Annotated in this window: 26 protein-coding genes; 15 read left to right on the forward strand and 11 right to left on the reverse strand. The window is 73.2% G+C overall.

Features of this window, described 5'->3' with window-relative positions:
- Window positions 1-166 precede the first annotated feature (166 nt).
- Entirely contained in the window at window positions 167-856 is a 690-nt protein-coding gene (locus DFJ68_RS00095; protein WP_147431481.1) for a GOLPH3/VPS74 family protein, read from the forward strand.
- Window positions 857-859: 3 nt separating this feature from the next.
- Here the strand turns inward: DFJ68_RS00095 and DFJ68_RS00100 are convergent, their stop codons facing one another.
- The gene (locus DFJ68_RS00100; protein WP_121029993.1) at window positions 860-1,258 is read right to left on the reverse strand and encodes a PPOX class F420-dependent oxidoreductase; all 399 of its coding nucleotides are present in this window, start codon (window positions 1,256-1,258) and stop codon (window positions 860-862) included.
- A 52-nt stretch (window positions 1,259-1,310) separates the two neighbouring features.
- On the opposite strand from DFJ68_RS00100, the gene DFJ68_RS00105 reads away from it, so the two are divergent.
- A complete protein-coding gene (locus DFJ68_RS00105) occupies window positions 1,311-1,589 on the forward strand; it encodes a hypothetical protein (protein WP_121029995.1) in 279 nt (92 codons plus the stop codon).
- Window positions 1,590-1,593: 4 nt separating this feature from the next.
- Here DFJ68_RS00105 and DFJ68_RS00110 read toward each other — a convergent pair whose 3' ends face one another.
- Complete coding sequence (locus tag DFJ68_RS00110; RefSeq protein ID WP_121029997.1) at window positions 1,594-2,040, reverse strand: DivIVA domain-containing protein; 447 nt, start codon at window positions 2,038-2,040, stop codon at window positions 1,594-1,596.
- A 117-nt stretch (window positions 2,041-2,157) separates the two neighbouring features.
- On the opposite strand from DFJ68_RS00110, the gene clpB reads away from it, so the two are divergent.
- Window positions 2,158-4,731 (forward strand): ATP-dependent chaperone ClpB, encoded by a 2,574-nt coding sequence (gene clpB / locus DFJ68_RS00115; RefSeq protein WP_121029999.1) that lies wholly within the window; start codon window positions 2,158-2,160, stop codon window positions 4,729-4,731.
- Window positions 4,732-4,800: 69 nt separating this feature from the next.
- Here the strand turns inward: clpB and DFJ68_RS00120 are convergent, their stop codons facing one another.
- The 5 genes from DFJ68_RS00120 to DFJ68_RS00140 all read right to left on the reverse strand — a co-directional run bounded on the left by DFJ68_RS00120 (window position 4,801) and on the right by DFJ68_RS00140 (window position 7,899).
- Window positions 4,801-5,292, reverse strand: coding sequence for an SRPBCC family protein (locus DFJ68_RS00120; RefSeq protein ID WP_121030001.1), 492 nt, complete (start codon window positions 5,290-5,292; stop codon window positions 4,801-4,803).
- Window positions 5,289-5,933 carry an HAD family hydrolase gene (locus DFJ68_RS00125; RefSeq protein WP_170165670.1) on the reverse strand — a complete coding sequence of 215 codons (645 nt, stop codon included), beginning with the start codon at window positions 5,931-5,933 and terminating at the stop codon, window positions 5,289-5,291. The genes DFJ68_RS00120 and DFJ68_RS00125 overlap by 4 nt, the downstream gene beginning before the upstream one ends.
- Window positions 5,934-5,956: 23 nt before the next feature.
- Window positions 5,957-6,703 carry a hypothetical protein gene (locus DFJ68_RS00130; protein WP_121030005.1) on the reverse strand — a complete coding sequence of 249 codons (747 nt, stop codon included), beginning with the start codon at window positions 6,701-6,703 and terminating at the stop codon, window positions 5,957-5,959.
- 183 nt (window positions 6,704-6,886) lie between these two features.
- Window positions 6,887-7,081 carry a hypothetical protein gene (locus DFJ68_RS00135; RefSeq protein WP_147431482.1) on the reverse strand — a complete coding sequence of 65 codons (195 nt, stop codon included), beginning with the start codon at window positions 7,079-7,081 and terminating at the stop codon, window positions 6,887-6,889.
- Window positions 7,078-7,899, reverse strand: a complete 822-nt coding sequence (locus tag DFJ68_RS00140; RefSeq protein WP_121030009.1) for a GAF and ANTAR domain-containing protein — start codon at window positions 7,897-7,899, stop codon at window positions 7,078-7,080. Before DFJ68_RS00140 ends, DFJ68_RS00135 begins: the two co-directional genes overlap by 4 nt.
- A 311-nt stretch (window positions 7,900-8,210) precedes the next feature.
- Between DFJ68_RS00140 and DFJ68_RS00145 the strand changes: the two genes are divergently transcribed.
- Window positions 8,211-8,387 (forward strand): BldC family transcriptional regulator, encoded by a 177-nt coding sequence (locus tag DFJ68_RS00145; RefSeq protein WP_245963738.1) that lies wholly within the window; start codon window positions 8,211-8,213, stop codon window positions 8,385-8,387.
- 288 nt (window positions 8,388-8,675) lie between these two features.
- Here DFJ68_RS00145 and DFJ68_RS00150 read toward each other — a convergent pair whose 3' ends face one another.
- Window positions 8,676-9,119 (reverse strand): DUF6299 family protein, encoded by a 444-nt coding sequence (locus DFJ68_RS00150; protein ID WP_121030012.1) that lies wholly within the window; start codon window positions 9,117-9,119, stop codon window positions 8,676-8,678.
- Between the two features lie 175 nt (window positions 9,120-9,294).
- On the opposite strand from DFJ68_RS00150, the gene DFJ68_RS00155 reads away from it, so the two are divergent.
- The 4 genes from DFJ68_RS00155 to DFJ68_RS00170 all read left to right on the forward strand — a co-directional run bounded on the left by DFJ68_RS00155 (window position 9,295) and on the right by DFJ68_RS00170 (window position 13,537).
- Window positions 9,295-9,789 (forward strand): SigE family RNA polymerase sigma factor, encoded by a 495-nt coding sequence (locus DFJ68_RS00155; protein WP_121030014.1) that lies wholly within the window; start codon window positions 9,295-9,297, stop codon window positions 9,787-9,789.
- A complete protein-coding gene (locus DFJ68_RS18175; protein WP_170165671.1) occupies window positions 9,786-11,033 on the forward strand; it encodes a WD40 repeat domain-containing protein in 1,248 nt (415 codons plus the stop codon). The genes DFJ68_RS00155 and DFJ68_RS18175 overlap by 4 nt, the downstream gene beginning before the upstream one ends.
- A gap of 53 nt (window positions 11,034-11,086) precedes the next feature.
- Complete coding sequence (locus DFJ68_RS00165; protein WP_121030016.1) at window positions 11,087-11,797, forward strand: LppX_LprAFG lipoprotein; 711 nt, start codon at window positions 11,087-11,089, stop codon at window positions 11,795-11,797.
- A 72-nt stretch (window positions 11,798-11,869) separates the two neighbouring features.
- Entirely contained in the window at window positions 11,870-13,537 is a 1,668-nt protein-coding gene (locus tag DFJ68_RS00170; protein ID WP_245963353.1) for an MFS transporter, read from the forward strand.
- Here DFJ68_RS00170 and DFJ68_RS00175 read toward each other — a convergent pair.
- Window positions 13,534-14,322 (reverse strand): exodeoxyribonuclease III, encoded by a 789-nt coding sequence (locus DFJ68_RS00175; protein ID WP_121030020.1) that lies wholly within the window; start codon window positions 14,320-14,322, stop codon window positions 13,534-13,536. The two genes, DFJ68_RS00170 and DFJ68_RS00175, sit on opposite strands and share 4 nt — an antisense overlap.
- 108 nt (window positions 14,323-14,430) lie before the next feature.
- Between DFJ68_RS00175 and DFJ68_RS00180 the strand changes: the two genes are divergently transcribed.
- From DFJ68_RS00180 to DFJ68_RS00190, 3 genes are all read left to right on the forward strand, one after another.
- The gene (locus DFJ68_RS00180; protein ID WP_121030022.1) at window positions 14,431-15,225 is read left to right on the forward strand and encodes an SDR family NAD(P)-dependent oxidoreductase; all 795 of its coding nucleotides are present in this window, start codon (window positions 14,431-14,433) and stop codon (window positions 15,223-15,225) included.
- 50 nt (window positions 15,226-15,275) lie between these two features.
- Complete coding sequence (gene pyrE, locus DFJ68_RS00185; RefSeq protein WP_121030024.1) at window positions 15,276-15,866, forward strand: orotate phosphoribosyltransferase; 591 nt, start codon at window positions 15,276-15,278, stop codon at window positions 15,864-15,866.
- 218 nt (window positions 15,867-16,084) lie between these two features.
- Window positions 16,085-16,819: a LemA family protein gene (locus DFJ68_RS00190; protein ID WP_121030026.1), complete on the forward strand. Its 735-nt coding sequence runs from the start codon at window positions 16,085-16,087 to the stop codon at window positions 16,817-16,819.
- A gap of 126 nt (window positions 16,820-16,945) precedes the next feature.
- Here DFJ68_RS00190 and DFJ68_RS00195 read toward each other — a convergent pair whose 3' ends face one another.
- Window positions 16,946-17,659: a DedA family protein gene (locus tag DFJ68_RS00195; RefSeq protein ID WP_121030028.1), complete on the reverse strand. Its 714-nt coding sequence runs from the start codon at window positions 17,657-17,659 to the stop codon at window positions 16,946-16,948.
- A gap of 188 nt (window positions 17,660-17,847) precedes the next feature.
- On the opposite strand from DFJ68_RS00195, the gene DFJ68_RS00200 reads away from it, so the two are divergent.
- The 4 genes from DFJ68_RS00200 (at window position 17,848) to DFJ68_RS00215 (ending at window position 21,200) form a co-directional block, all read left to right on the forward strand.
- Entirely contained in the window at window positions 17,848-18,747 is a 900-nt protein-coding gene (locus DFJ68_RS00200) for an ABC transporter substrate-binding protein (protein WP_245963354.1), read from the forward strand.
- Window positions 18,748-18,847: 100 nt separating this feature from the next.
- Complete coding sequence (locus DFJ68_RS00205) at window positions 18,848-19,735, forward strand: amino acid ABC transporter permease (protein ID WP_420823666.1); 888 nt, start codon at window positions 18,848-18,850, stop codon at window positions 19,733-19,735.
- Window positions 19,732-20,511, forward strand: coding sequence for an amino acid ABC transporter ATP-binding protein (locus DFJ68_RS00210; protein WP_276330683.1), 780 nt, complete (start codon window positions 19,732-19,734; stop codon window positions 20,509-20,511). The genes DFJ68_RS00205 and DFJ68_RS00210 overlap by 4 nt, the downstream gene beginning before the upstream one ends.
- 23 nt (window positions 20,512-20,534) lie before the next feature.
- Window positions 20,535-21,200, forward strand: a complete 666-nt coding sequence (locus DFJ68_RS00215) for a TrmH family RNA methyltransferase (RefSeq protein ID WP_211333425.1) — start codon at window positions 20,535-20,537, stop codon at window positions 21,198-21,200.
- A 125-nt stretch (window positions 21,201-21,325) separates the two neighbouring features.
- Here DFJ68_RS00215 and DFJ68_RS00220 read toward each other — a convergent pair whose 3' ends face one another.
- Window positions 21,326-22,489 (reverse strand): citrate synthase, encoded by a 1,164-nt coding sequence (locus DFJ68_RS00220; protein WP_121030034.1) that lies wholly within the window; start codon window positions 22,487-22,489, stop codon window positions 21,326-21,328.
- Window positions 22,490-22,549: the final 60 nt, after the last annotated feature.

The following is a 22,549-nucleotide window of genomic DNA, read 5'->3' on the forward strand; positions in this document are numbered from 1 at the left end:
CGCAGGCCCGGAGAACGCGGCCGCTCCCTCGCCCGGGGGAGCGGCCTCCTCCGTCTCACGGGGGAGCCGCCTGACGGCCCCGACGCCTAGCGTGGTCATCACGACACCCGGCCCGTCGACCCACCATCCGGTCGAGGGTCCGGCCCCGACGACGGAGGAGAGCGCCATGACGATCACCCCGCTGCCACTGCACGCCGAGTTCCTGCTGCTCGCCCACGACCCCGAGACGGGCAAGGCCCTCGTCGACGGCACACCCCTCAAGGCCGCCCTGGCCGGCGCCGCGCTCATCGAGCTCGGCCTGCAGGAGGCGGTGCGCCTCGAGGGTGAGGGCCGCGACGCCCGGCTCGTCGCCACCGGCGCCGACGTCTCGCCCGAGCTCGTCGAGGTGCTCGCCCGTGCCGACGGTCACGCCCCGAAGAAGGCGGTGGCCCGCATGGGCGGTGCCGAGAGCTACACCGACCGCGCCACCCGGCTGCGCGAGGCGACGTGGGACCGGCTCGAGAGCGAGCGGCTCGTGCGCCGCGACGAGGACAAGGTGCTCGGCCTGTTCCCCGTCACCCGCCGCATCCAGACGACGGCCGCCCGCGCGACACTGGTCGACACGCTGAGGTCGGCGGTCCTGGGGAGCGAGCCACCCGGCATCCGCACCGTCGGTCTCGTGTCGGTCGCGCAGGCCAGCGGGGTGCTGGCCAAGGTGCTGCCCGAGATCGACAAGAAGCAACTCAAGGCCCGCGCCGCGGAGATCGGCGAGGGCTCGTGGGGTGGCGACGCCGTGGCCAAGGCGGTGGCCGACATGCAGGCCGCGCTCATGGCCGCGGTCGTGGTGCCCGTCATCGTGAGCTCGGGCTCGGGCTGAGACTCAGGCGGCGCTGATCCGCACGGTGGTGCGGTCGCGCGACCCGCGCGACAGCACGCCCTCGACGAGCATGAAGATGCGGAACTCGAGGCCGTACTTGCGCTTGAGCAGCGCCCGGACCCGCTCCACGCTGCCCTCGCTCGGGTCGATGCGGCCGACGGCCTCCAGCGATACGGCGCCCTCCTGCACCTCGCCGCGACGCGAGCATGGGGTGACCTCGACCCGCGAGGTGTGCCGCAGCCGCTTGAGCTTGCCGCTGCCCGACGGGGTGAACACGAGCAGCTCGTCCCCCTCGCGCACCACCCACACGGGGGTGCCGACCGGCTCGCCCGAGCGGCGGAAGGTCGTCAGGCGGATGAAGCGGGCGTCGCCGAGCGCGAGGAGGGTCTGCGGGTCCGTCATCGCCCGGACGTACCCCGCCCGCCCCGCTGCGTCACCGGCCTAGACTCCCGCCGTGCAGCCCCTGGCCGACTCCGAGCACCTGCTCGTCTACCCCGACCGTGACAGCGCCGACGAGGTGGCCGACGAGCTCGCCGCCGTCGCGTACGAGCACGGGTACGCCGAGGTGCGGGTCGTGCGCGAGGCGCTCGCCGGCGAGGACGACTCCGAGGACCACGAGTGGGCCGTCTACGTGCGGGTGCCGCGCCGCAGCGAGGGCGAGGATGCCGTCGTGGCCGGTCGCCTCGCGGCGCTCGCCGAGCAGCACGGCGGGTGGTACGACCCGCAGCCCTGAGGCCTCACGACCCGCGCAGGCCCCGCAGCAGGCGGTCGAGCAGTCCCGGCGCCGGCTCGCTGACGGCCGACGGCAGGGGGTCGGACCGGATGCCGTCGGGGCGGGTGCCGGTGGTCGCCCCCCTCAGCGGCTCCCCGTCACGGTGGTCGGCGTCGGCGTCGGCGTCGGCGTCGGCGTCGGCGCCGGCGTCGGCGCCGAGGGCGCGGACGTCCGACGGGAGGCGGGCGAGGAACGCGTCGACCTCGTCGACGGCGTAGCCGCGGCGTCGGACGGTGAACCGGGCCTGCGTGACCAGCCCCTCGATCTCCTCCGCGGACGCCCCGGCGAGCACGCGCTCCCGGAGGCGGTCGAGCAGGTCGTCGACGGCCCGCACGTCGTACCCCCGCGACAGGGTCGAGGTCTGGGCGAAGAGCACGTTCGTGATCTCGGTGACGAGGTCGGCGCGGGTCATGCGGGCAGGGTAGTGCGCGCCAAGTTGAGTGGAATACACTCAACTTCAAGACCGTTGCCCTGAGTGAGTCCCGAACTCTCGGACCCCCGTACCTCGACGGAAAGAGCTCACGAACGCATGGACCTGCAGCTGACCACCAAGGCCCAGGAGGCCTTCGCCCAGGCCGCGACGACCGCGGCCGGCAAGCACCACCCCGCCATCGAGCCCGCCCACCTGCTCGTCGCGCTCGCCGCCCAGGGCGGCACGACGACCCCGGCGCTGCTCAGCGCCGCCGGCTCCTCGGCCGCCGCTGCGACGTCGGCCGCCGAGACCGTCATGGCGGGCCTGCCCCAGGTGACCGGGGGCGAGCAGCCCGCACTGTCACCGGCCGCCGGCCGGGTCGTGCAGCAGGCGCAGCAGTACATGACGAGCATGGGTGACAGCTACGTCTCGACCGACCACCTGCTGCTCGCCATCGCGCGCACCGGCCGGTTCGGCATCGACGCGGATGCCGTCGAGGCCGCGATCCCGGGCCTGCGCGGCGGGCGGCCGGTGACCTCGGCCAACCCCGAGGGCACCTTCGAGGCGCTGGAGAAGTACGGCACCGACCTCACCGCCCGCGCCCGGGAGGGCCGGCTCGACCCGGTCATCGGCCGCGACGCCGAGATCCGCCGGGTCGTGCAGGTGCTGAGCCGCCGGACGAAGAACAACCCCGTCCTCATCGGCGAGCCCGGCGTGGGCAAGACCGCCGTCGTCGAGGGGCTGGCCCAGCGCATCGTCGAGGGCGACGTGCCCGAGAGCCTGCGCGACAAGACCCTCATCAGCCTCGACCTCGCCTCGATGGTCGCGGGGGCGAAGTACCGAGGCGAGTTCGAGGAGCGCCTCAAGGCGGTGCTCGAGGAGATCACCGCGAGCGACGGCCAGGTCGTCACCTTCATCGACGAGATCCACACCGTCGTCGGGGCCGGCGCGAGCGAGGGCTCGATGGACGCCGGCAACATGCTCAAGCCCATGCTCGCCCGAGGTGAGCTGCGACTCGTCGGCGCGACGACCCTCGACGAGTACCGCCAGCACATCGAGAAGGACGCCGCGCTCGAGCGCCGCTTCCAGCAGGTCTTCGTCGGCGAGCCGTCGGTCGCGGACACCATCGCCATCCTCCGTGGCCTCAAGGAGCGGTACGAGGCGCACCACAAGGTGACGATCGCCGACGCGGCCCTCGTCGCCGCGGCATCCCTCAGCGACCGGTACATCAGCGGCCGCCAGCTGCCCGACAAGGCCATCGACCTCATCGACGAGGCGGCCTCGCGGCTGCGCATGGAGATCGACAGCAGCCCCGTCGAGATCGACGAGCTGCGGCGCGCCGTCGACCGTCTCAAGATGGAGGAGTTCGCCCTTGAGCACGAGACCGACGACGCCTCGCGCGAGCGCTTGGAGCGCCTGCGCAGGGACCTCGCCGACCGCTCCGAGGAGCTCGCCGCCCTCAACGCGCGGTGGGAGGCCGAGAAGGCCGGGCTCAACGCCGTCGGCGACCTCAAGGCGCAGGTCGACGAGCTGCGCACCCAGGCCGACCGCCTGCAGCGGGAGGCGAACTGGGAGGCCGCGGGCAAGATCCTCTACAACGACATCCCGACCCTCGAGAAGCAGCTCGAGGAGGCCCAGGAGCGCGAGGCGGCCGCCAGTGCCGGCGGCGCCGACGGCGCCGACGGCAGTGAGCCGATGGTCAAGGAGGAGGTCGGCTCCGACGACATCGCCGACGTCATCTCGGCCTGGACCGGCATCCCGGCCGGGCGGCTGCTCGAGGGCGAGTCCGAGAAGCTGCTGCACATGGAGCAGCACATCGGCGCCCGGCTCGTGGGCCAGACGGCCGCCGTGCGGGCGGTGTCCGACGCCGTGCGGCGCACCCGCGCGGGCGTGTCCGACCCCGACCGGCCGACGGGCAGCTTCCTCTTCCTCGGCCCGACCGGTGTGGGCAAGACCGAGCTGGCCAAGAGCCTCGCCGACTTCCTCTTCGACGACGAGCGCGCCATGGTGCGGCTCGACATGTCGGAGTACTCCGAGCGGCACTCGGTCGCCCGGCTCATCGGCGCCCCGCCCGGCTACGTCGGCTACGAGGAGGGTGGCCAGCTCACCGAGGCCGTGCGGCGCCGGCCGTACTCGGTCGTGCTGCTCGACGAGGTCGAGAAGGCCCACCCCGAGACGTTCGACATCCTGCTGCAGGTGCTCGACGACGGTCGGCTCACCGACGGTCAGGGCCGCACGGTCGACTTCCGCAACGTCATCCTCGTGCTGACCTCGAACCTCGGGTCGCAGTTCCTCGTCGACCCGCTGCTCGCCCCCGAGGCGCAGCACGAGGCGGTGCTCGGGGTCGTCCGCCAGGCGTTCAAGCCCGAGTTCCTCAACCGTCTCGACGAGGTCGTCGTCTTCGACGCCCTCGGCCAGGACGAGCTGGCCCACATCGTCGACCTGCAGGTGCGCGAGTTCGGCACCCGCCTGGCCGACCGCCGCATCACCCTCGAGGTGTCGGATGCCGCCCGGGCGTGGCTGGCGCGCAAGGGTTTCGACCCCGCCTACGGCGCCCGCCCGCTGCGTCGGCTCGTGCAGCGCGAGATCGGGGACCGGCTGGCCCGGGGCCTGCTGTCGGGCGACGTGCGCGACGGCTCGACCGTCGCGGTCGACGTCGACGCGGCGGGGGAGACGCTCGTCCTCGCCTGAGCCGACCACCCGGCATCCTGCCTCGTGCCCACCCGACCGCCCGGTCGGGTGGGCGCTCGGCTGTCCGGCTCAGCTCTCGGTGGCCTGCGCGAGCAGCTCGAGCGTCTCGAGACGCGCGTCGCGCGGCACCGCGGGGAACGGGATCATCTGCAGCGTCTCCTTGTCGGTGACGCCGCTCCAGTCGTAGGTCTGCGAGACGAGCGTGCCGGCGGGCGTGGGCTCGAGGTCGTAGCGCCACAGCCAGCCGAGCGGCTCGTGGTCGGCCTCGGCGGTCGTCCATGCGATGGTGCGTCCGGGCTCGAAAGCGACGACCCGGTTGTCGGTCTCGTAGCGGTTCGCCCCGCCCATCGTCATGCGCATGCGGAAGACCTGACCCACCTCGGTGAGGCGGTCGCCGTCGAGCAGCTCGAGCACCATGCCGCTGTCGTCGAGGCCCGGATGCCGGGAGGGGTCGGTGAGCACGTCGAACACCCTCTCGGGCGGGGCCGAGATCTCCCGCGAGACGACGTCGAATCGGGGCTTGCGCGAGTGGTCGGCCGCGTCGGTCCGCTGATCAGTCACCGGGCCAGCGTAGGCACAGAGCCCGTGAAGAGGCTGGCGTCCCAGCCGAACGCCCGTGCGGCCGCCACGTTCTCGGGCCGGTCGTCGGTGAACCACACGTCGGCGGGGGCGAGCGCTCGACCCTGGTGGCCCTCGATGACGGCGTGCGCGGCGGCGAAGCTCGCCGGGTCGGGCTTGGCGAGGCCGGTCACGGCGCTGTTCACGACCGCGTCGAAGAGGTAGGACAGGCCGAGCTGGTCCAGCTCGTGGGTGATGAGGTCCGTCCCGTTGGTGAAGAGGTAGGTCGGCCGCCCGTCGTGACGCAGCCGTTCCAGCGCCTCCACCGTCGCCGCGACGGGCTCACCTCGGTGGTCGCGCCACGCCTGCATGTACCGACGCACGGTGGCCGCGCGGCGTTCAGCACGGATGGCGGGGTCGGTGCCGGTCGCCGGTTCCGTCTCCGGCGTCATGGCGGCCAACGCGGCGCACACGGCGTCGAACCACTCGTCGAAGCCGCGCACCCCCGTCACGGTCGGCCCGACGAGGTCGGGTCGGAAGGCCGTGGCCGCCACGGAGCCCCTCGGCAGCCCCAGTGCGTCCTCGATGGCCGCGTCGGCACTGCCCGGACCGAAGTCGCGAACCACGCCGTCGAGGTCGAACACCCAGGCGCGGTGGCGGCTCCCCGTCACCGCCGGTCGCCGGTGCGGGGGATCTGCTCGGTGGGGTCGGAGTGCCCGACGCGCGGCATCGCCTGGGTGGCGTCGTCGGACGTGTCGCGGCTGCGCCCGACCGGCTCGCCGTCGACCACGGTGTCGTCGCCGCCACGACGGCCGCCGCCGCTCTCGGTGCCGCTCTCACCCGGGCGCACCCAACGGGCGGTGCCGTCGGCGACGCTGCCCGTGGCCCGGCCGGTGACGACGTCGGCCACCGTCGGGGGCTGACGCTCGCGCCACTCGAGCTCTCGCTGCTCCTGCTCGCGGACCCGGTCGGCGAGCTGACGGTCCCGCTCGCCGAGGCCGCGGTCGCGCTCGTCGAGCTCGCGCTCGCGGGAGTCGAGGCCGTCGTGGCGGGCCGACAGCTCCTTCTCGCGGCGGGTGAAGTCCTCGTCGCGGCGGCCGGCCTCCTCGAAGCGACGCTCGAGCTCCTCCTTGTCGGCCCGGGCTCGGCGCTCGACCGTGGCGATGTGCTCGCGCTCCCGGTCCTCGCGCTTGACCCGCGCGCGGCGTCGGGCCGCGCCGGCGACGAGGGCCCAGCCGAGACAGAAGACGAGCGCGACGGCCGCGCCGTAGACGGCGACCTCCAGCACCCCGGCGCGGTGGGTGAAGCCGAGGGCCTCGACGGTGACGTTGCCCGACCCGTTGCGGGCGGCCACGGCGGCGAGGACGCCTCCTCCGACACCGACGAGCAGCAGCAGCACTCCGAGCACGACCATGACGATCCCCTTCTCTGTCGACGGTCCCGAGACCCTAGCCATACCCGTCCTCAGGGGCCCGTCGCGGCACGCCGCGCGCGGACGGTGGGCGGAGGACCCGGCCACCGCTCGCAGCTGGCCACCCCGCTCGCCGACCCAGGGCTGGAGCCCAGTGCAGCGAGGGCGTGTCGGAGTGTCGGACTCTCAGGCGGAGTTGGTGGGTCGGTCGGGGTCGACCGGAGGCTCATCCGGCCCCGCGGGGGCGTCCGGCACGGCATCCGCGGCATCCGCGGCATCCGCGGCGGCGGCGGGCGTGGCGTCGCCCGTGTGCTCGACAACGGAGTCGTCGTTCGCCGGGTCGCCCTCGGCCGGGTGGCGGTGGGAGGGGGGCACGCTCACGTCGGCGCCTCCTCACTCAGACCGGGCGTCGTGCCGGTGACGGTGAGCTCGTGCGCCACGTCGCGCAGCTTGTGGTTGCTGCGCTGGCTGAGCCGGATGAGCAGGGTGAACGCCTGGTCGGGGGTGAGCCGGAAGCGCTCCATGAGGATGCCCTTGGCCTGGCCGATGACGTCACGAGCGGCCATGCCGTCGTTCAGGTGACGCACCTTCTCGGCGTCGGCGAAGGCGATGGCGGCATGACTGGCGAAGAGGGAGCCGACGTACTCGGAGTCCTCGTCGAAGGCGTTCGGCTCGCGCCCGAAGAGGTTGAGGGCGCCGAGCGTGTCGGCCACGACGAAGAGCTGGAACGAGAGCATGCTCACTGCACCCAGCGCGACCGCCCGCGGCGTGAACTCGGGCCACCGTGACTCCGTCGCCATGTCGTCGACCCGGACGACGCGGTGGCTGTAGATCGCGTCCAGGCAGGGCCCCTGCCCCGTCTCGTTCTGCATGGCGTCGACCCGTCGTGGTAGGTCACCGGACGGGTGGCGGGCCTCGACCCGCCGACGACCGGTGACGATGCTGAGGGAGGCCTCGTCGACACCGGGGATGAGCTCGACGGCCGCACGCACGATCTCCTCGAGCATCAGAGCCGGGTCGTCCTCGGCCTCGAGGTCGCGCGCCAGCGCGGCCAGCTGGTCGACGACCTTGTCCCGACCCCGAGCCGAGTCGGCACCGGTTCTCGGTCCGTCGCCGAGGGCCGCGGACGTCACCGGGGTGTTCGTGTCGGCCTCCGGGCTGCGGCGGCCGCCCGGCGGCGACGAGGCAGAGGTGTCCATGGGTTGACCGTAGGCGCTCCGGCTGCCCGGCGCGTCGCGGCGGGGGGCGGCGCCCCTCCACGGCGTCGGTCACCTCCGTCTCCACCGGCTGCCGCTCCGACGATCGATGTCCCGCCTTGGGCTCAACGTCCCGAAAAGTACAAGGCTGCGGCAAGATGGAACCGTGCAGCGACGTCGTTCATGACCGAGCGCCCGGCTGCACCATTCCCAGAGCGGTCCCCCGCATGCGGTCATCACCCGGCACCGACCCCGCCCTCCCTCACCCCAGCGGCCCGGCCCCGTCCAGCCCCCCTCCCGACGTCCTCGCCCCGCTGTCGCCGCTGGCCCCTCGGCCGTTGTTGACCCCGGCGGAGGTCGCGGCCCTGTTCAGGGTCGACCCCAAGACGGTGAGCCGCTGGTCTGAGAAGGGGCTGCTCGACGTCGTCCGTACGCCCGGCGGTCACCGTCGCTTCTTCGAGGCCCAGGTACGGGCGTTGCTGCCCGAGTGACGGCCCGGTCGCTGAGGTCTGGTCGAGCGCAGCCGCCGTGTCTCGTCGGCCGGTCCACGCTCTCGGGACGTCGTGGTCACCCGGCCCTCTCTCGGCCCGAACCCCGGGGACGGCCGGGACAGAGAGGCGGCTGACCTCCTCACGTCCGGCGCCGCGGAGCGTGAGGACGAGCCCTCGGCTGCGCCAGGTGACACGGCCTCGGAGGCTCAGTCCGGCATGGTGCGACGTCGGTGTCCCACACAGCCGGGCCACCCGGCATCCGATCGAGGATGCCGGGTGGCCGAGCTGTCAGTGCGCCCGGACGAGCTGGATGCGCTCGTCGAACTGCGCCCTCGGGCAGTCGCCCCCGACGCTCTCGCAGACCTCCAACGAGCCGAAGGCCGTTCCGCGACCGGGGTGGGCCCGGCGCTCGTTCTCGACGACCGCGGTCCAAGCGTGCGCGCGTCCGTCGCACTGCAGGCCATCGACGCGGAAGCTGCCGAGCGACCGGGCCACCTTCCACTGGTAGATGTCGCCGTCGATGGCGCCGATGCGCTCGCCGCCGCCGAGGCAGCGGTAGGAGCCCGAGACCGTGCTCGTGCCGGCGTCGACGATGACCGTGCGGTCGACGGTCACCGTGCCCATGGGGTAGGGCGGGGCACCTCCGGCGCTCGCCGGCGAGCTGACGACGACGCCGATGCAGGCGGTCGAGAGGGCGGCGGCGGTGCCGGCGAGGATGCGACGAATGTGCATGGTGGTGCCCCTGTCTGTGCGACGTCCGGACTGTCCGGACGAAGAGCACCAGACGCGAGCACGCCTCGGATGGTTGTCGTCTCGTCGAAAGAATTCTCGTGCGAGATCGTGACAACCTTCGGCGGTCGGTTCGCGTGAGAGACCTCGACAGCACCAGGAACCAGGGGAGGGTCGAGTGGGCGAGACCGATCGCGATGCCGCGTTCACGGCGTACGTCGCCGCGCGCCAGAGGCACCTCGCCCGCCTGGCCTACCTGCTGACGGGCAGCGCCACGGAGGCGGAGGACCTCGTGCAGGCGGCGCTGGCCAAGGTGTACCGCCACTGGGGCTCCATCTCCGGGCCGGTCGACGCCTACGTGAGGGTCGTCATGGTCAACGAGCACCGCAGCTGGTGGCGGCGCGCCTGGCGCCACCGCGAGACCTCGGGCAGCCACCTCTTCGAGGTGCTGCAGCCCGTCGCGCCCGAGGCGGCGACCGCCGACGACGAGCTGCGGATCGCGCTCTCGAACCTCCCTCGCCAGCAGCGCGCCTGCGTCGTGCTGCGCTACTACGACGACCTGACCGAGGCCCAGACCGCCGCGACCCTCGGGGTCTCGGTCGGCACGGTCAAGAGCCACACGAGCCGCGCACTGACCGCCCTGCGCGCCCAGATGAAGGAGCAGCGGGCATGAGCGCCTCCGAGGACCAGATCCGCGACCTGCTCGCCCGCGACGCCGAGCAGGTGCAGGTGCGGGGCGACCTCGTCGGGGCCGCCATGAAGCGCTACCGCCGGGACCACCGCCGCCGGGTGGCCACCGGCGCAGTGGCCGGTCTGGCGGCCGTCGCCGTCATGGTGCCGGTGGCGTGGGGGCTGTTCGGCCGCCAGTCGAGCTTGCCGCTGCCCGCCCCGTCGGGGCCGATGTCGTCGATCACCGTGCCCACCACCCCGTCGACGTCGCGGCCCAGCACCTCCACGACGTCGAGCACGGCACCGACCACCTCCACCACGACCTCGTCCCCGGTTGCCGGCGGGCCGTCCGCGTACGCGGAGGGGACCACCCTGCGCCTCGGCAGCGCCACGGTTCAGGTCGGCGGGGCCGATCGCATCGTCCGCTTCGCGTCGCTCGCGGGCGGCGGGTCGTTCGTCGAGTCGGTGGACGGGCCCGCCACCGTCACGCGCCTGCTCGACGGCACGGGCAGGGCCGTGCGCACCGTGCTGCCGAACGGGGGCAGCTGGTCGGCGTCCACCGACGGCGACCTCGTCGCCACGGTCGACGACCGCAACCGGGCCACCGTCTACGACGCGACGGGAGGGGTCGTGGCCACCCGGCAGTCTGACGCCGTCGCGGCCGCCGTCGTCGACCGGACCGTCTACCTGGCGGGGGACGCGTCGACGCTCGCGTGGGACGTCGACTCCGGGGCGACACGCACCTTGCCGGGCCGCATCACCGACGTCAGCGGTGACGGGGGCCGGGCGCTCCGTGTGTGGAGCCCGGACGGCGACGGTGAGGTGCGCCGCTGCTGGGCCCTGCTCGACATCACGGGGGCCACGGCGCGCGAGGTGCACCAGGAGTGCGCGGAGGCCGTCGGTGCGGCCGTACCCATCTCGATCTCCCCCGACGGGCGGCGCCTGCTCGCGCAGCAGGTCGTGGAGCAGGTGACGGGCACCCCGTTCGCGGTCCTCGACGCCGAGACCGGCGAGGTGCAGCTCGGCACCGCCGACCGACCGGGCCCGACCGGGTGGTCGGCCGCGTGGACCCGGCGGGGGCGCATCCTCGTCTCGCGCAACACGTCCGGCGCCTCGGGGCTGGCCACCCGGAACACCCTGCAGGAGTGCGCGGTCGACGGGCTGTGCACCGACGTGGCCGCCGAACGGCCCGTCGACGAGGCGACGGCCCAGCCGCTGTACGTCGTGGCGCAGCCGGGTCAGCCGTGACGGCGCTGGGCTACCGGCATCCGGTGCGGGCCGCCTCGGTTAGCCTGACGACCATGCCGACGACCCGCCGCGCCACCCTGACCGCGGCCCTCGCCATCGCGTGCGCCACCGGCCTCGCCGCCTGCAGCGGCGACGACTCCACGGGCGGGACGTCGGCCGAGCAGACGCCGGCCCAGCGACTGGCCGCCGCCAAGGCGGTCGTCGACAAGGCGCCGTCTGTACACCTGACGCTGACGAGCGCCGACGTGCCGAGCGGCGCCAGCGGCGTCGTGTCGGCCGACGGCTGGGGCAAGCACCCGCCGGCGTTCAAGGGCACGTTCAAGGTGTCCCTCAAGGGCGTCCAGGCGGACGCCGAGGTGGTCTCGCTCGACGGCGAGACCTACGCCAAGCTGCCGCTCGTGCCGGGCATGAACAAGATCGACCCCGCGTCGCTCGGGCTGCCCGACCCGGCCACCCTGTTCGCCACCGACGCCGGCCTCACGAGCCTCCTGACGAAGACGACCAACCCGGCCGCCGGCGACCAGGTTCGCAGCGGCAGCGACGTCCTCTCGACGATCACGGGGAAGGTGCCTGGCAAGGACGTCACCACCCTCTTCGGGGTCGGCGACGCGAACGGCACCTTCGACGCCACCTACGGGCTGACCGACGACCAGCAGCTGCGCCAGGTCGTGCTCAAGGGCCCGTTCTTCGGTGCCGGCTCCACCTCGACGTACACGCTCGTGCTCGACCGGTACGGCGAGGCCGTCACCATCGAGAAGCCCTGACCGGAGCCGACAGGCGGGACGCAGTAGCGCCCCGACACGAGGCCGGGGGGCCATGACGTGACGCGAAACCGCTTGCCGCTGCTGGCTGCCGCCTCGGTGGCGGTCGCGCTCGCCGCTGCCGACACCTACGTCGTCGTGCTCGCCCTCACCGACATGATGGCGGGTGTCGGCATCGGCATCGACGCGCTGCAGCGGGCGACGCCGATCATCTCCGGGTTCCTCCTCGGCTACATCACGGTGCTGCCGCTCATCGGCCGGCTCGCCGACCTCCTGGGCCGCAGCCGGGTGCTGCTCGGCTGCCTCGTCGTCTTCGCCGTCGGCTCGGCCGTCACCGCCCTCGCCGTCGAGATGCCCGTGCTCGTCACCGGCCGCGTCCTGCAGGGCATCGGCGGCGGCGGCCTCGTGCCCGCCACGCTCGCCCTCGTCGCCGACCGCTGGCCCGCCGACCGTCGCGGCACCCCGCTCGGCGTCGTCGGTGCCGTGCAGGAGCTCGGCTCGGTACTCGGCCCCGTCCTCGGCGCCGCCGTCCTCGCCGTCGCCGACTGGCGGGCCATCTTCTGGCTCAACGTCGCAGCCGGCGTCGTGCTGTGGCTCGTCATCCGGGCCCTGAGCGCGGGTGAGCGTCGTTCGGATGCCGGGTCGCCGGCATCCGAACGCCAGCGACCTCGGGTGGTCGGTGTCGTCTCGTGGGCGCTCGCCGTCGTGGGTGGCGGGCTGCTGCTGATCGCCCTCGCGGCGCCCATGCGGCTCGTCACCGACGTGGCGCTGGGCGCGCCCTTCGTCCCGTTCAGCGGCTCGTCACGCGTGCTCACCCCGATCGGACTGGTCGCGCTGGTGCTGCTGGCGGCGCTCGCCGTCGTCACCGCGCCTCGCTGGTGGGCCGTGCTGCGCCAGGCCGACGTCGTCGGGGCCCTGCTCGTCGCGACCGTGCTCGGCTCGCTCGTGCTGACCTTCGCCTCGTCGGACCCCGAGAAGGAGGTCGTCGGGCCGCTAGGGCTCGCGCTGCTGCCGGTCGGTGCGGTCGCACTCGTTGCCCTCGTGTGGTGGCTGCGGCGGGCCGACGCCCCGCTCGTGCCCCGCGGGGTCGTGCGGTCACGCGGCGCCCGGGCGCTCGCCGTCAGCCTGCTCGTCGGGGCGGCGCTCGTCGCCGTCATCGTCGACGTGCCGCTGCTCGCCCGCCTCACCGACACCTACGACGAGACCGGCGCGGCCTTCGTGCTCGTGCGGTTCCTGCTCGCCGTGCCCGTCGGGGCCGTGCTCGGCGGGTGGGCCCTGCGGCGCCTGGGGGAGGGCGTGGTGGCCGGGGTGGGGCTGCTGCTCGCCGCGGCCGGCCTGCTCGTCATGTCGCGCTGGACCCTGACCGCCCTCGACGCCACCGTCGCGACGACCCTCACCCTCGTCGTGGTCGGACTCGGCGTCGGGCTGGCGCTGGCGCCCGTCAACAACGTCGTGCTCGCCGACAGCCCCGCCGACGCCCACGGGGTCGCCGGCTCGCTCGTCGTCGTGGCCCGCATGGTAGGCATGGTCGTCGGCCTCGCGCTGCTCACCGCGGTCGGCCTCAGCCGCTACTACGACGCCGTGCGTGCCCTGCCCGACCCGCTCGACACCGACGCCCTCGTCGCCGCCGGCGTCGTGCAGGTGCAGACGGTCTTCCTCGGCGGGGCCGCCGCTGCGCTGCTCGGCGGCCTGCTCGCGCTCACGCTGCGTCGGAGCCCGGTGCCGGTTACGACCGACGCCTAGTCGATCTCGAAGACGACGGGGGCGTGGTCGCTGGCGCCCTTGCCCTTGCGCTCCTGCCGGTCGATGGCCGCGCCGACGACAAGGTCGGCCAGCGCGGGGGAGCAGAGCGCGAAGTCGATGCGCATGCCCTGCCGCTTCGCGAAGCGCAGCTGCGTGTAGTCCCAGTAGGTGAAGGTGCCCGGCTCGGAGGTGTGCGGGCGCACGACGTCGGCGTACCCGGCATCCACGACGGCCTCGAACGCGGCGCGCTCGGCGGGGGAGGTGTGGGTGCGGTTCTCGAAGTACTCGACGCTCCACACGTCGGCGTCGGTCGGGGCGATGTTCCAGTCGCCGAGCAGCGCGACCTGAGCGGTGGGGTCGTCGGCGAGCCAGCCCCGGCCTGCCCGCGCCAGCGCGTCGAGCCACTCGAGCTTGTACTGCAGGTGCGGGTCGTCGAGCGAACGGCCGTTCGGCACGTAGAGCGACCAGACGCGCACCCCGCCGCAGAGGGCGCCCAGCGCGCGGGCCTCGGGCGCGACCGGGTCGCCCCACCCCGGCATCCCGTCGAAGCCGACCTGCACGTCGTCGAGGCCGACGCGGGAGGCGATGGCGACGCCGTTCCACTGGTTCAGCCCGTGCTGGGTGATCTCGTAGCCGAGCTCGCGGAACCGGTCGAACGGGAACTGGTCGTCGCGGGCCTTGGTCTCCTGGATGGCGAGCACGTCGACGTCGCTGCGCTCGAGCCACGCCGCGACGCGGTCGATGCGGGAGCGGATGCTGTTGACGTTCCAGGTGGCGATGCGCACGCGGCCACCCTAGGCGGGCCCACCGACGGTGCCAGTCGCCACCCCGCGCACGTCGGCGACCGCCGGCCGACCCCGGCCGGATGCCGGCCGCCGACCTAGGGTGGACGCATGCCCACCGCTCTCATCACCGGCGCCACGTCCGGCATCGGCCACGAGTTCGCCGTCCAGCTCGCCGCCCGCGGCCACGATCTCGTCGTCGTCGCCCGCAACACCGAACGGCTCGAGCAGGTGGCCCAGCGGCTGCGCGACGTGCAGGGCGTCGAGGTCGAGGTGCTGACCGCCGACCTGTCCGACCGCGAGGCGCTGCAGCGGGTGGCCGACCGCGTGGCCGACGAGGGCCGGCCCGTCGACGTCGTCGTCAACAATGCCGGCTACGGCCTCAAGAAGCGCTTCGTCGACAACGAGCTCGCGGTCGAAGAGGCGCACTTCGACGTGCACGCCCGCGCCACGCTCGTGCTGTCGCACACCGCGGCGCGCGCGATGCGCAGCCGCGACCGGGGCACCATCATCAACGTCAGCTCGGTCGCGAGCTTCCTCGCCACCGGCACCTACTCAGCGGCCAAGTCGTACGTCACGGTCTTCACCGAGGGCCTGGCCGGCGAGCTGCGCGGCACCGGGGTGCAGGCCACCGCGGTCTGCCCCGGCTGGGTGACGACGGAGTTCCAGGAGCGGGCCGAGATCGGCTCCCCGGGCCCGAAGTTCATGTGGCTCGAGACCGAGCGGGTCGTGCGCCAGGCGCTCGACGACGCCGGGCGTGGGCGGGTCGTGTCCGTGCCCACGGCCCAGTACAAGGCGGCGGTCGGCGTGCTGCGCTTCGTGCCGCGGGCCCTCGTGCGCCGCGACATGCGCTCCTTCTCGCTGTCGCGCCTCTTCCGCCCCGGCCGGCCCGCCCGCACGACCTGAGCCGCACGACCTGAGCGCAGCCGACGCGGGCACGGCCTACGATTCGGGTCGTGACCGACGCCAGCCAGACGCCCCCGCCCGTTACCACCGACGTCGCCGCCGCCCGGGCGCGCCTGCTCGAGATCATCCGCGAGAAGGCCATCGTGCACGGCCGCGTCACGCTCAGCTCGGGCAAGGAGGCCGACTACTACGTCGACCTGCGCCGCATCTCCCTCGACGGTGAGGCCTCGCCCCTCGTCGGCATTGTCATGCGTGACCTGACCGCCGACCTCGACTACGACGCCGTCGGCGGCCTGACGCTCGGCGCCGACCCGGTCGCGACCTCGATGCTGCACGCCGCCGCCCGCGCCGGTGAGCGTCTCGACGCCTTCGTCGTGCGCAAGGCGGGCAAGGCGCACGGCCTGCAGCAGCGCATCGAGGGTCCGTCGATCTCGGGCCGACGCGTGCTCGTCGTCGAGGACACGACGACGACCGGCGCCTCGCCGCTCGCCGCCGTCGAGGCCGCCCGTGAGGACGGCGCCACGGTCGTCGCCGTCGCCACCATCGCCGACCGGGCGACCGGCGCCGGGGAGCGCATCAGCGAGGAGGCCGGCGTCGAGTACCGCCACGCCTTCTCCCTCGAGGACCTCGGCCTCGCCTGACCGCAACCCACCCCAGCCCCACCCGTCGAGTGGTCACCCCCCCCCGTCGAGAGGCCAGATAGAGGGCACCGAAAGGCCAACCGCAGCCTGACCCGGATGCCGGCCACCCGGCATCCGACGCCCGCCCGGAACGTGTGCGCCCCACCACCACGTCGCAGGGGCGCCAGCGGGCCCCGCACTAGGATCGGGGCACTGCCCGACCGACCCCAGGAGAACCGATGATCATCGTCTGGATCGTCCTCGCGCTCGTCGTCATCGCCGCCGTCGTGGGCGTCGTCATGTACAACGGCCTCATCGGGCTGCGCAACCGCGTGCAGGAGGGCTGGCGCCAGATCGACGTCGAGCTCAAGCGGCGGCACGACCTCATCCCCAACCTCGTCGAGACCGTCAAGGGCTACGCCTCGCACGAGCAGGGCACGCTGGAGTCGGTCATGCAGGCGCGGTCGGCGGCCATGTCGGGCGCCTCGACGCCCACCGGTGCCGCCCAGGCCGAGGGTGAGCTGAGCCAGGCGCTCGGTCGCCTCATGGCCGTGACCGAGGCCTACCCCGACCTCAAGGCGAACCAGAACTTCCTCGCCCTGCAGAACGAGCTGAGCAGCACCGAGGACCGCATCGCCAGCTCGCGCCGCTACTACAACGCCCTCGTGCGCGAGCTCAACACGAAGGTCGAGAGCGTGCCGAGCAACCTCGTCGCCGGCATCGCCAAGGTGCAGAAGGCCGACTACTTCGAGACCCCCGCCACCGAGGCCGTCGTGCCGAACGTCAGTTTCGGCGGTGCGGGTGGTGGGGCCCGTGGGACCGGGGCCCCCTCGGTCGCGCCCTCGACGCAGCCCGGTGCCGTCGGCGGCCCGTCGACGCAGCCCGGTGGCGCCCCGGGTGCCCTCCCGCAGGCGCAGGCCCCCGGCGCGGGCGCACCCGACCCGACGAGCGACCGCACGACCCCGAACGGCTGAGCCCACCGGCATCCTCGCGCCCGCTGTCACGACACGGCTGCAGGATGCCGGGCAGCACGACAGCGCCCACCCGACCTCACGGTCGGGTGGGCGCTTCGATGTTCTGGCTGGTCTCAGCCGTGAGGCTCAGGCCCGGCGGTCGCCGCCCGTGGCGTGGTCGGCGATGTCCTCGGCGGCCTCGCCCACCTCGGACGCGATGCGGTTCGCGGCCCGGCGGTGCTTGAGGTACTCGAACAGCATCGGCACGACCGAGACCGCGACGATGAGCAGGATGACGACCTCGAGCTTGTCCTGCAGCCCCGGGAACGACTTGCCGAGGAAGTACCCGACGAGCGTCAGCCCGGCCGCCCACAGGACGGCGCCGACCGCCGACCACGTGAAGAAGCGGCGACGCTCCATGCGGCTCACGCCCGCGACGACGGTGATGAAGGTGCGCACGATCGGCACGAAGCGGCCGATGACGAGGGCCTTGTTGCCGTGCTTGTCGAAGAACGCGGTCGTCTCGTCGAAGTACTTCTTCTTGAGGATGCGCCCGTCACGTTGGTAGAGCGGGGTGCCCACCGCCCGGCCGATCTCGTAGCCCACGACGTTTCCGAGCAGGGCCGCCGCGCAGAGGGCGAGGATCGCGACGCCGAGGTTGACGTGCACCTGCCCGGTCGCGATGAAGAGACCGACGGCGAAGAGCAGCGAGTCGCCGGGGAGGATCGGGAACAGTAGCCCGCACTCGATGAAGACAATGGCCAGCGAGATCCAGAAGAAGGCGTCGCCGTACTGGGCCAACAGGTAGCCGGGGTCCATCCAGTCCGGGCCGAGGGCCGGGAGCGCTCCGAGTGCATGCATGCGCTCAAGGGTAGGGCCCGGCGTCGGTGCCCCCTGCGCATCCGCTGTCGTGTGCCTGTGGGTCGTCGCGCTTCGGTCGGATGCCGGTCGGCGCCGCATCGCGGACACGCCCCGTCGGCGCGGGGTGCGCTCGTAGACTCGGCTGTTCCGGCCGCCCGTGGCCGGCCGCCGTCCTGCAGGAGCCCGTCATGCACCGTCCCCGCCCCGTCACCTCCCTGCGCTCGGCCGCGCTCGCGCCGTTCGCCGTCCTCGCCTCACTTGCCATGGTGAGTCTCGCGGCCTGCGGGTCGACCGAGCAGGCAGGCCCGACGCCCGCCGGCACGGAGTCGGCCGCCGCGGCCTCGTGCACGAAGGACTCGCTCACCCTCGTCAGCGCCGGCACACTGACGGTCGGCACCGACAAGCCCGCCTACGAGCCGTGGTTCTCGGGCGACGACCCGACCAACGGCAAGGGCTACGAGTCGGCCGTCGCGTACGCCGTCGCCGACGAGCTCGGCTTCGCCAAGAGCGAGGTCACGTGGGTGACGGTCCCCTTCAACACGGCCATCGCGCCGGCGCCGAAGAACTTCGACCTCGACCTCAACCAGATCTCGATCAGCGACGCGCGCAAGAAGGCCGTCGACTTCAGCTCCGGCTACTACGACGTGCGTCAGGCCGTCGTCACCTACAAGGGCAGCCCGATCGACGGCAGGACGACCGTGGCCGACCTCAAGGGCGCCAAGCTCGCCGCCCAGGTCGGCACGACGTCGCTGACGGCGATCACCGACCAGATCCAGCCCTCCGAGCAGCCGCAGGTGTTCGACACCAACGACCTCGCCGTGCAGGCGCTGAAGAACAAGCAGATCGACGGCATCGTCGTCGACGTCCCGACCGCGTTCTACATGACGGCGGCGCAGCTCGACGACGGTGTCATCGTCGGCCAGCTGCCGGCATCCGGCACCCCCGAGCAGTTCGGCGCGGTGCTCGACAAGGGCTCGGCGCTCACCCCGTGCGTGACGAAGGCGGTCGACGCGCTGCGCTCGAACGGCACCCTCGAGAAGCTGCAGACCGAGTACCTCGCCAACGCGGGTGCGCCCGAGCTGAAGTGAGCCGTCGGTGACGACACCAGCGGGGATGCCGGGCGGCTCGGTCAGCGGGCCGGCATCGGTGGGTGGCGAGGACCCACCTGAGAGTCGTTCTGCGACAGACGTGTCGGTGGGTGGTGGCGCGGATGGCGCCGCGGCCGAAGCCGACTCGTGGCAGCCGTCGCAACGCGAGCTCGACCGGCGTGCCTACCGGCGGGCGCGGTCTCGCCGCTCGTCGGCGATCTCGGCCGTCAGCACCGTGGTCGTCGTCGTGGTGCTCGGGCTGCTCGTCACCCGGTCGGCCGGCTGGCCGCGGGTGCAGGAGACGTTCTTCAGCTGGGACAAGGCGGTCGAGTCGTTCCCGGCCGTGCTGTCGGGGCTCTGGCTCAACATCCGGCTGATGATCATCTGCGGGCTGTGCATCCTCGTGCTCGGTCTGACGCTGTCGATCCTGCGCACGCTGCGGGGGCCGGTCTTCTACCCGCTGCGCCTCTTCGCGACGGTCTACGTCGACCTCTTCCGTGGGCTCCCGCTCATCCTGCTGCTCCTGCTGCTCGGGTTCGGTGTGCCGGCGCTGCGGCTGCCGAACGTGCCCAGCGCCCTGCAGTTCTGGGGTGCCGTCGCGATCGTGCTGTCGTACTCGGCGTACGTCTCCGAGGTTTTCCGGGCCGGCATCGAGTCGGTCCACCCCTCTCAGCGGGCGGCGTCGCGGGCGCTCGGGCTGACGAACGGCCAGACGCTGCGGCACGTCGTGCTGCCACAGGCGGTGCGGCGCGTGACACCGCCGCTGATGAACGACTTCGTCTCGTTGCAGAAGGACTCGGGCCTCATCGCGATCCTCGGCGCGACCGATGCGATCCGCGCGGCCCAGATCGAGACGTCATCCGACTTCAACTACACGCCCTACGTCGTGGCCGGCGTGCTGTTCCTCTGCCTCACCATCCCGATGGCGCGCCTGACCGACCACGTCGCGCGCAAGCAGGGGTGGCACGGCACCGGGGGCACGCTGTGAGCGCCACTACGGGGACGGGGCTGGCAGGGGTCGAGCTGCCGGGGGCGGCGCTGCTGTCGGCGCGAGGGGTGCGCAAGAGCTTCGGCGACCAGGTCGTGCTGCACGGCGTCGACCTCGAGGTGCAGCGCGGCCAGTGCGTCGTGCTCATCGGCGCGTCGGGGTCGGGCAAGTCGACGCTGCTGCGCTGCCTCAACCTGCTCGAGCAGGTCGACGACGGCGTCATCACACTCGACGGCCTGGACATCACCGACCCGACGGTGGACGCCGACGCGGTGCGGTCGCGCACCGGCATCGTCTTCCAGGCGTACAACCTCTTCCCGCACCTCTCGGTGCTCGACAACGTGACGCTCGCGCCGCGGCGGGTGCACCGTGTGGCGCGGGCCGAGGCGGAGGCGCGGGCGATGGACATGCTGCGTCGGGTCGGGCTGGCCGACAAGGCGCGGGCGCGGCCTGACGACCTGTCGGGCGGGCAGCAGCAGCGGGTCGCCATCGCGCGCGCGATGGTCAGCTCGCCGCAGCTGCTGCTGCTCGACGAGGTGACGTCGGCGCTCGACCCCGAGCTGGTCGGCGAGGTGCTCGACCTGCTGCGCGACCTGCGCGACGACGGCGTGACGATGGTCGTGTCGACACACGAGATGGGGTTTGCGCGCGACGTGGCCGACGTCGTCTGCTTCCTCGAGGGCGGGCGCATCCTCGAGCACGGCACGCCCCAGCAGGTGCTGGGCGAGCCGCGGGAGGCGCGGACGCGACAGTTCCTCTCGCGCCTCGTGTCGTGAGCGAGGGCGACGGCGGGGGCGGCATCGAACGTGAGGCCGTCGGGGTCGGCGACCGCGAGGATGCCGTCGGGGTAGGCCCGTGGGTCGGGCCCTGGCCCGACGACGACCGGCTCGACCCGGCGTTGCTGGAGGAGGGTGACCGGCGCAACGTCGTCGACGGCTACCGCTACTGGCGGCACGAGGCGATCGTGGCCGACCTCGACACGCGACGGCACGACTTCCACGTCGCGGTCGAGAACTGGGGTCACGACTTCAACATCGGCTCGGTGATCCGCACGGCGAACGCCATGGGCGCCATGGCCTTCCACATCGTCGGGCGTCGGCGCTGGAACCGCCGCGGGGCCATGGTCACCGACCGCTACCAGCACGAGCACCACCACGCCGATGCTGCTGCTCTGGCGGACTGGGCGGCGGCGGAGGGGTTGGTGCTCGTCGGCGTCGACAACCTGCCGGGGTCGCTGCCGCTCGAGACGTACGACCTGCCGCGGGGTTGTGTGCTGGTCTTCGGCCAGGAGGGCCCGGGCCTGTCGGAGCCCATGCGCGACGCCTGCGCGGTCGTGCTGCACGTCGAGCAGTTCGGCTCGACCCGCTCGATCAACGCCGGTGCGGCGGCCGCCATCGCCATGCACGCCTGGGTGCGCCGCCACGTCTTCGACCAGCACCCCCAGCCCCGTCGAGAGGCCAGATAGACCCCGTCGAAAGGCCAATCCCCGACACCCACGGCCGGGGCGCCCCCTCACGCTGACACCGTCGAGAGGCCACTTTCCGACACGCGCGGTGTCGCGACGTGGCCTTTCGACGGTTCGGGTCGGGGTCAGCCGGTGGCCTCGCGGCCGCGCCAGCGCAGTGGCGTCTCGCCGTACTCCTCGAGCACGTGAGCGGCGACGCCGTAGCTGCGGGCGACCTGGAACAGCACCTCCCCGGCCGCCGCCGGCAGGTCGAGAGCGTGCAGCACGGCGGCCGCCGCGAGGTCGACGTTCGGATGCCGTCCGGTCCCGTCGGCGACCACCCGCACCACCTCGTCGAGGCGCTTGCGCAACCGGGTCGTGCCGCGCAGGTCGGCCAGGGCGTCGAGCACCAGCTCGGCGCGGGGGTCGCCGTCGGGGTACAGGAAGTGCCCGAACCCGGGCACGGTGCCGTGCCGCCGGGTGGCCTCGGCGACGACGTCGCGGGGGGCGGCGCCGTGGGCCAGGAGGGCGTGGGCGGCGATGGGAGCGGCCCCGTGCAAGGGGCCCGCCATCGCGGCGTAGGCCGCGCAGAGGCAGTGGGTCAGACCGGCGCGGGTCGAGGCCGCGACCCGCGCGGCCACGGTCGAGGCGGTCAGCCCGTGGTCGAGCAGGGCGGTCAGCATGAGGCCGAGCAGCCGTCGACCGCCCGGTGTGCCGTCGTGTCCTGCGAGCGAGCGCATCAGTGCCCGCGGCAGATCCGTGACGCCGCCGCGGTCGTCGCCACCGAGGAGTACGACGGCGCGCGGTACGAGGGCCAGCGCGGTCGAGCGCACGAGGTCAGGGGAGAGGTCCGGGCCGAACGGGTCGGATCCCGCCAGCGCCTGCACGGCGACCGGCATCCGTCGTTCGAGCGGCAGCAGGACGACCGCGCGCACGACCGGCACCGGCACGGCTGGGAGCGAGCCGGTCGCGGCATCCGGGTCGCCGAGGACGAGGGCGGCCGCGCGGTCGAAGGGGAGGTCGGTCACGTCGGCGAGCGGCACACCCCGGTAGAGCAGGTCACCGTCGCGTTGTGAGCTCACGCCGGTCGCCACCCCTCGAAACCGCAGCAGGGGCTGCGCGGCGCGTGCCGGTCGCGACGCCGCCGCGAGGGAGTCGACCTCCGCGCGGTCGAACAGGCTCTCCTGCTGGCCGGGGCGTCGCTCGCTGTGTAGCAGCCCGCGGCTGACGTAGGCGTACAGGCTGGCCCGCTTGACCCCGAGGCGCTGCGCCGCCTCGGTGGTCGTGATCCACCGCTCCGACTCGGCCACCGCGTCCTCCTGACGTTGATCCGATCAACATTGACCATGTTGATCAACACCGATCAGAGT

This window comes from Terracoccus luteus (genome assembly GCF_003635045.1).
GTDB classification, from domain to species: Bacteria; Actinomycetota; Actinomycetes; order Actinomycetales; family Dermatophilaceae; genus Terracoccus; species Terracoccus luteus.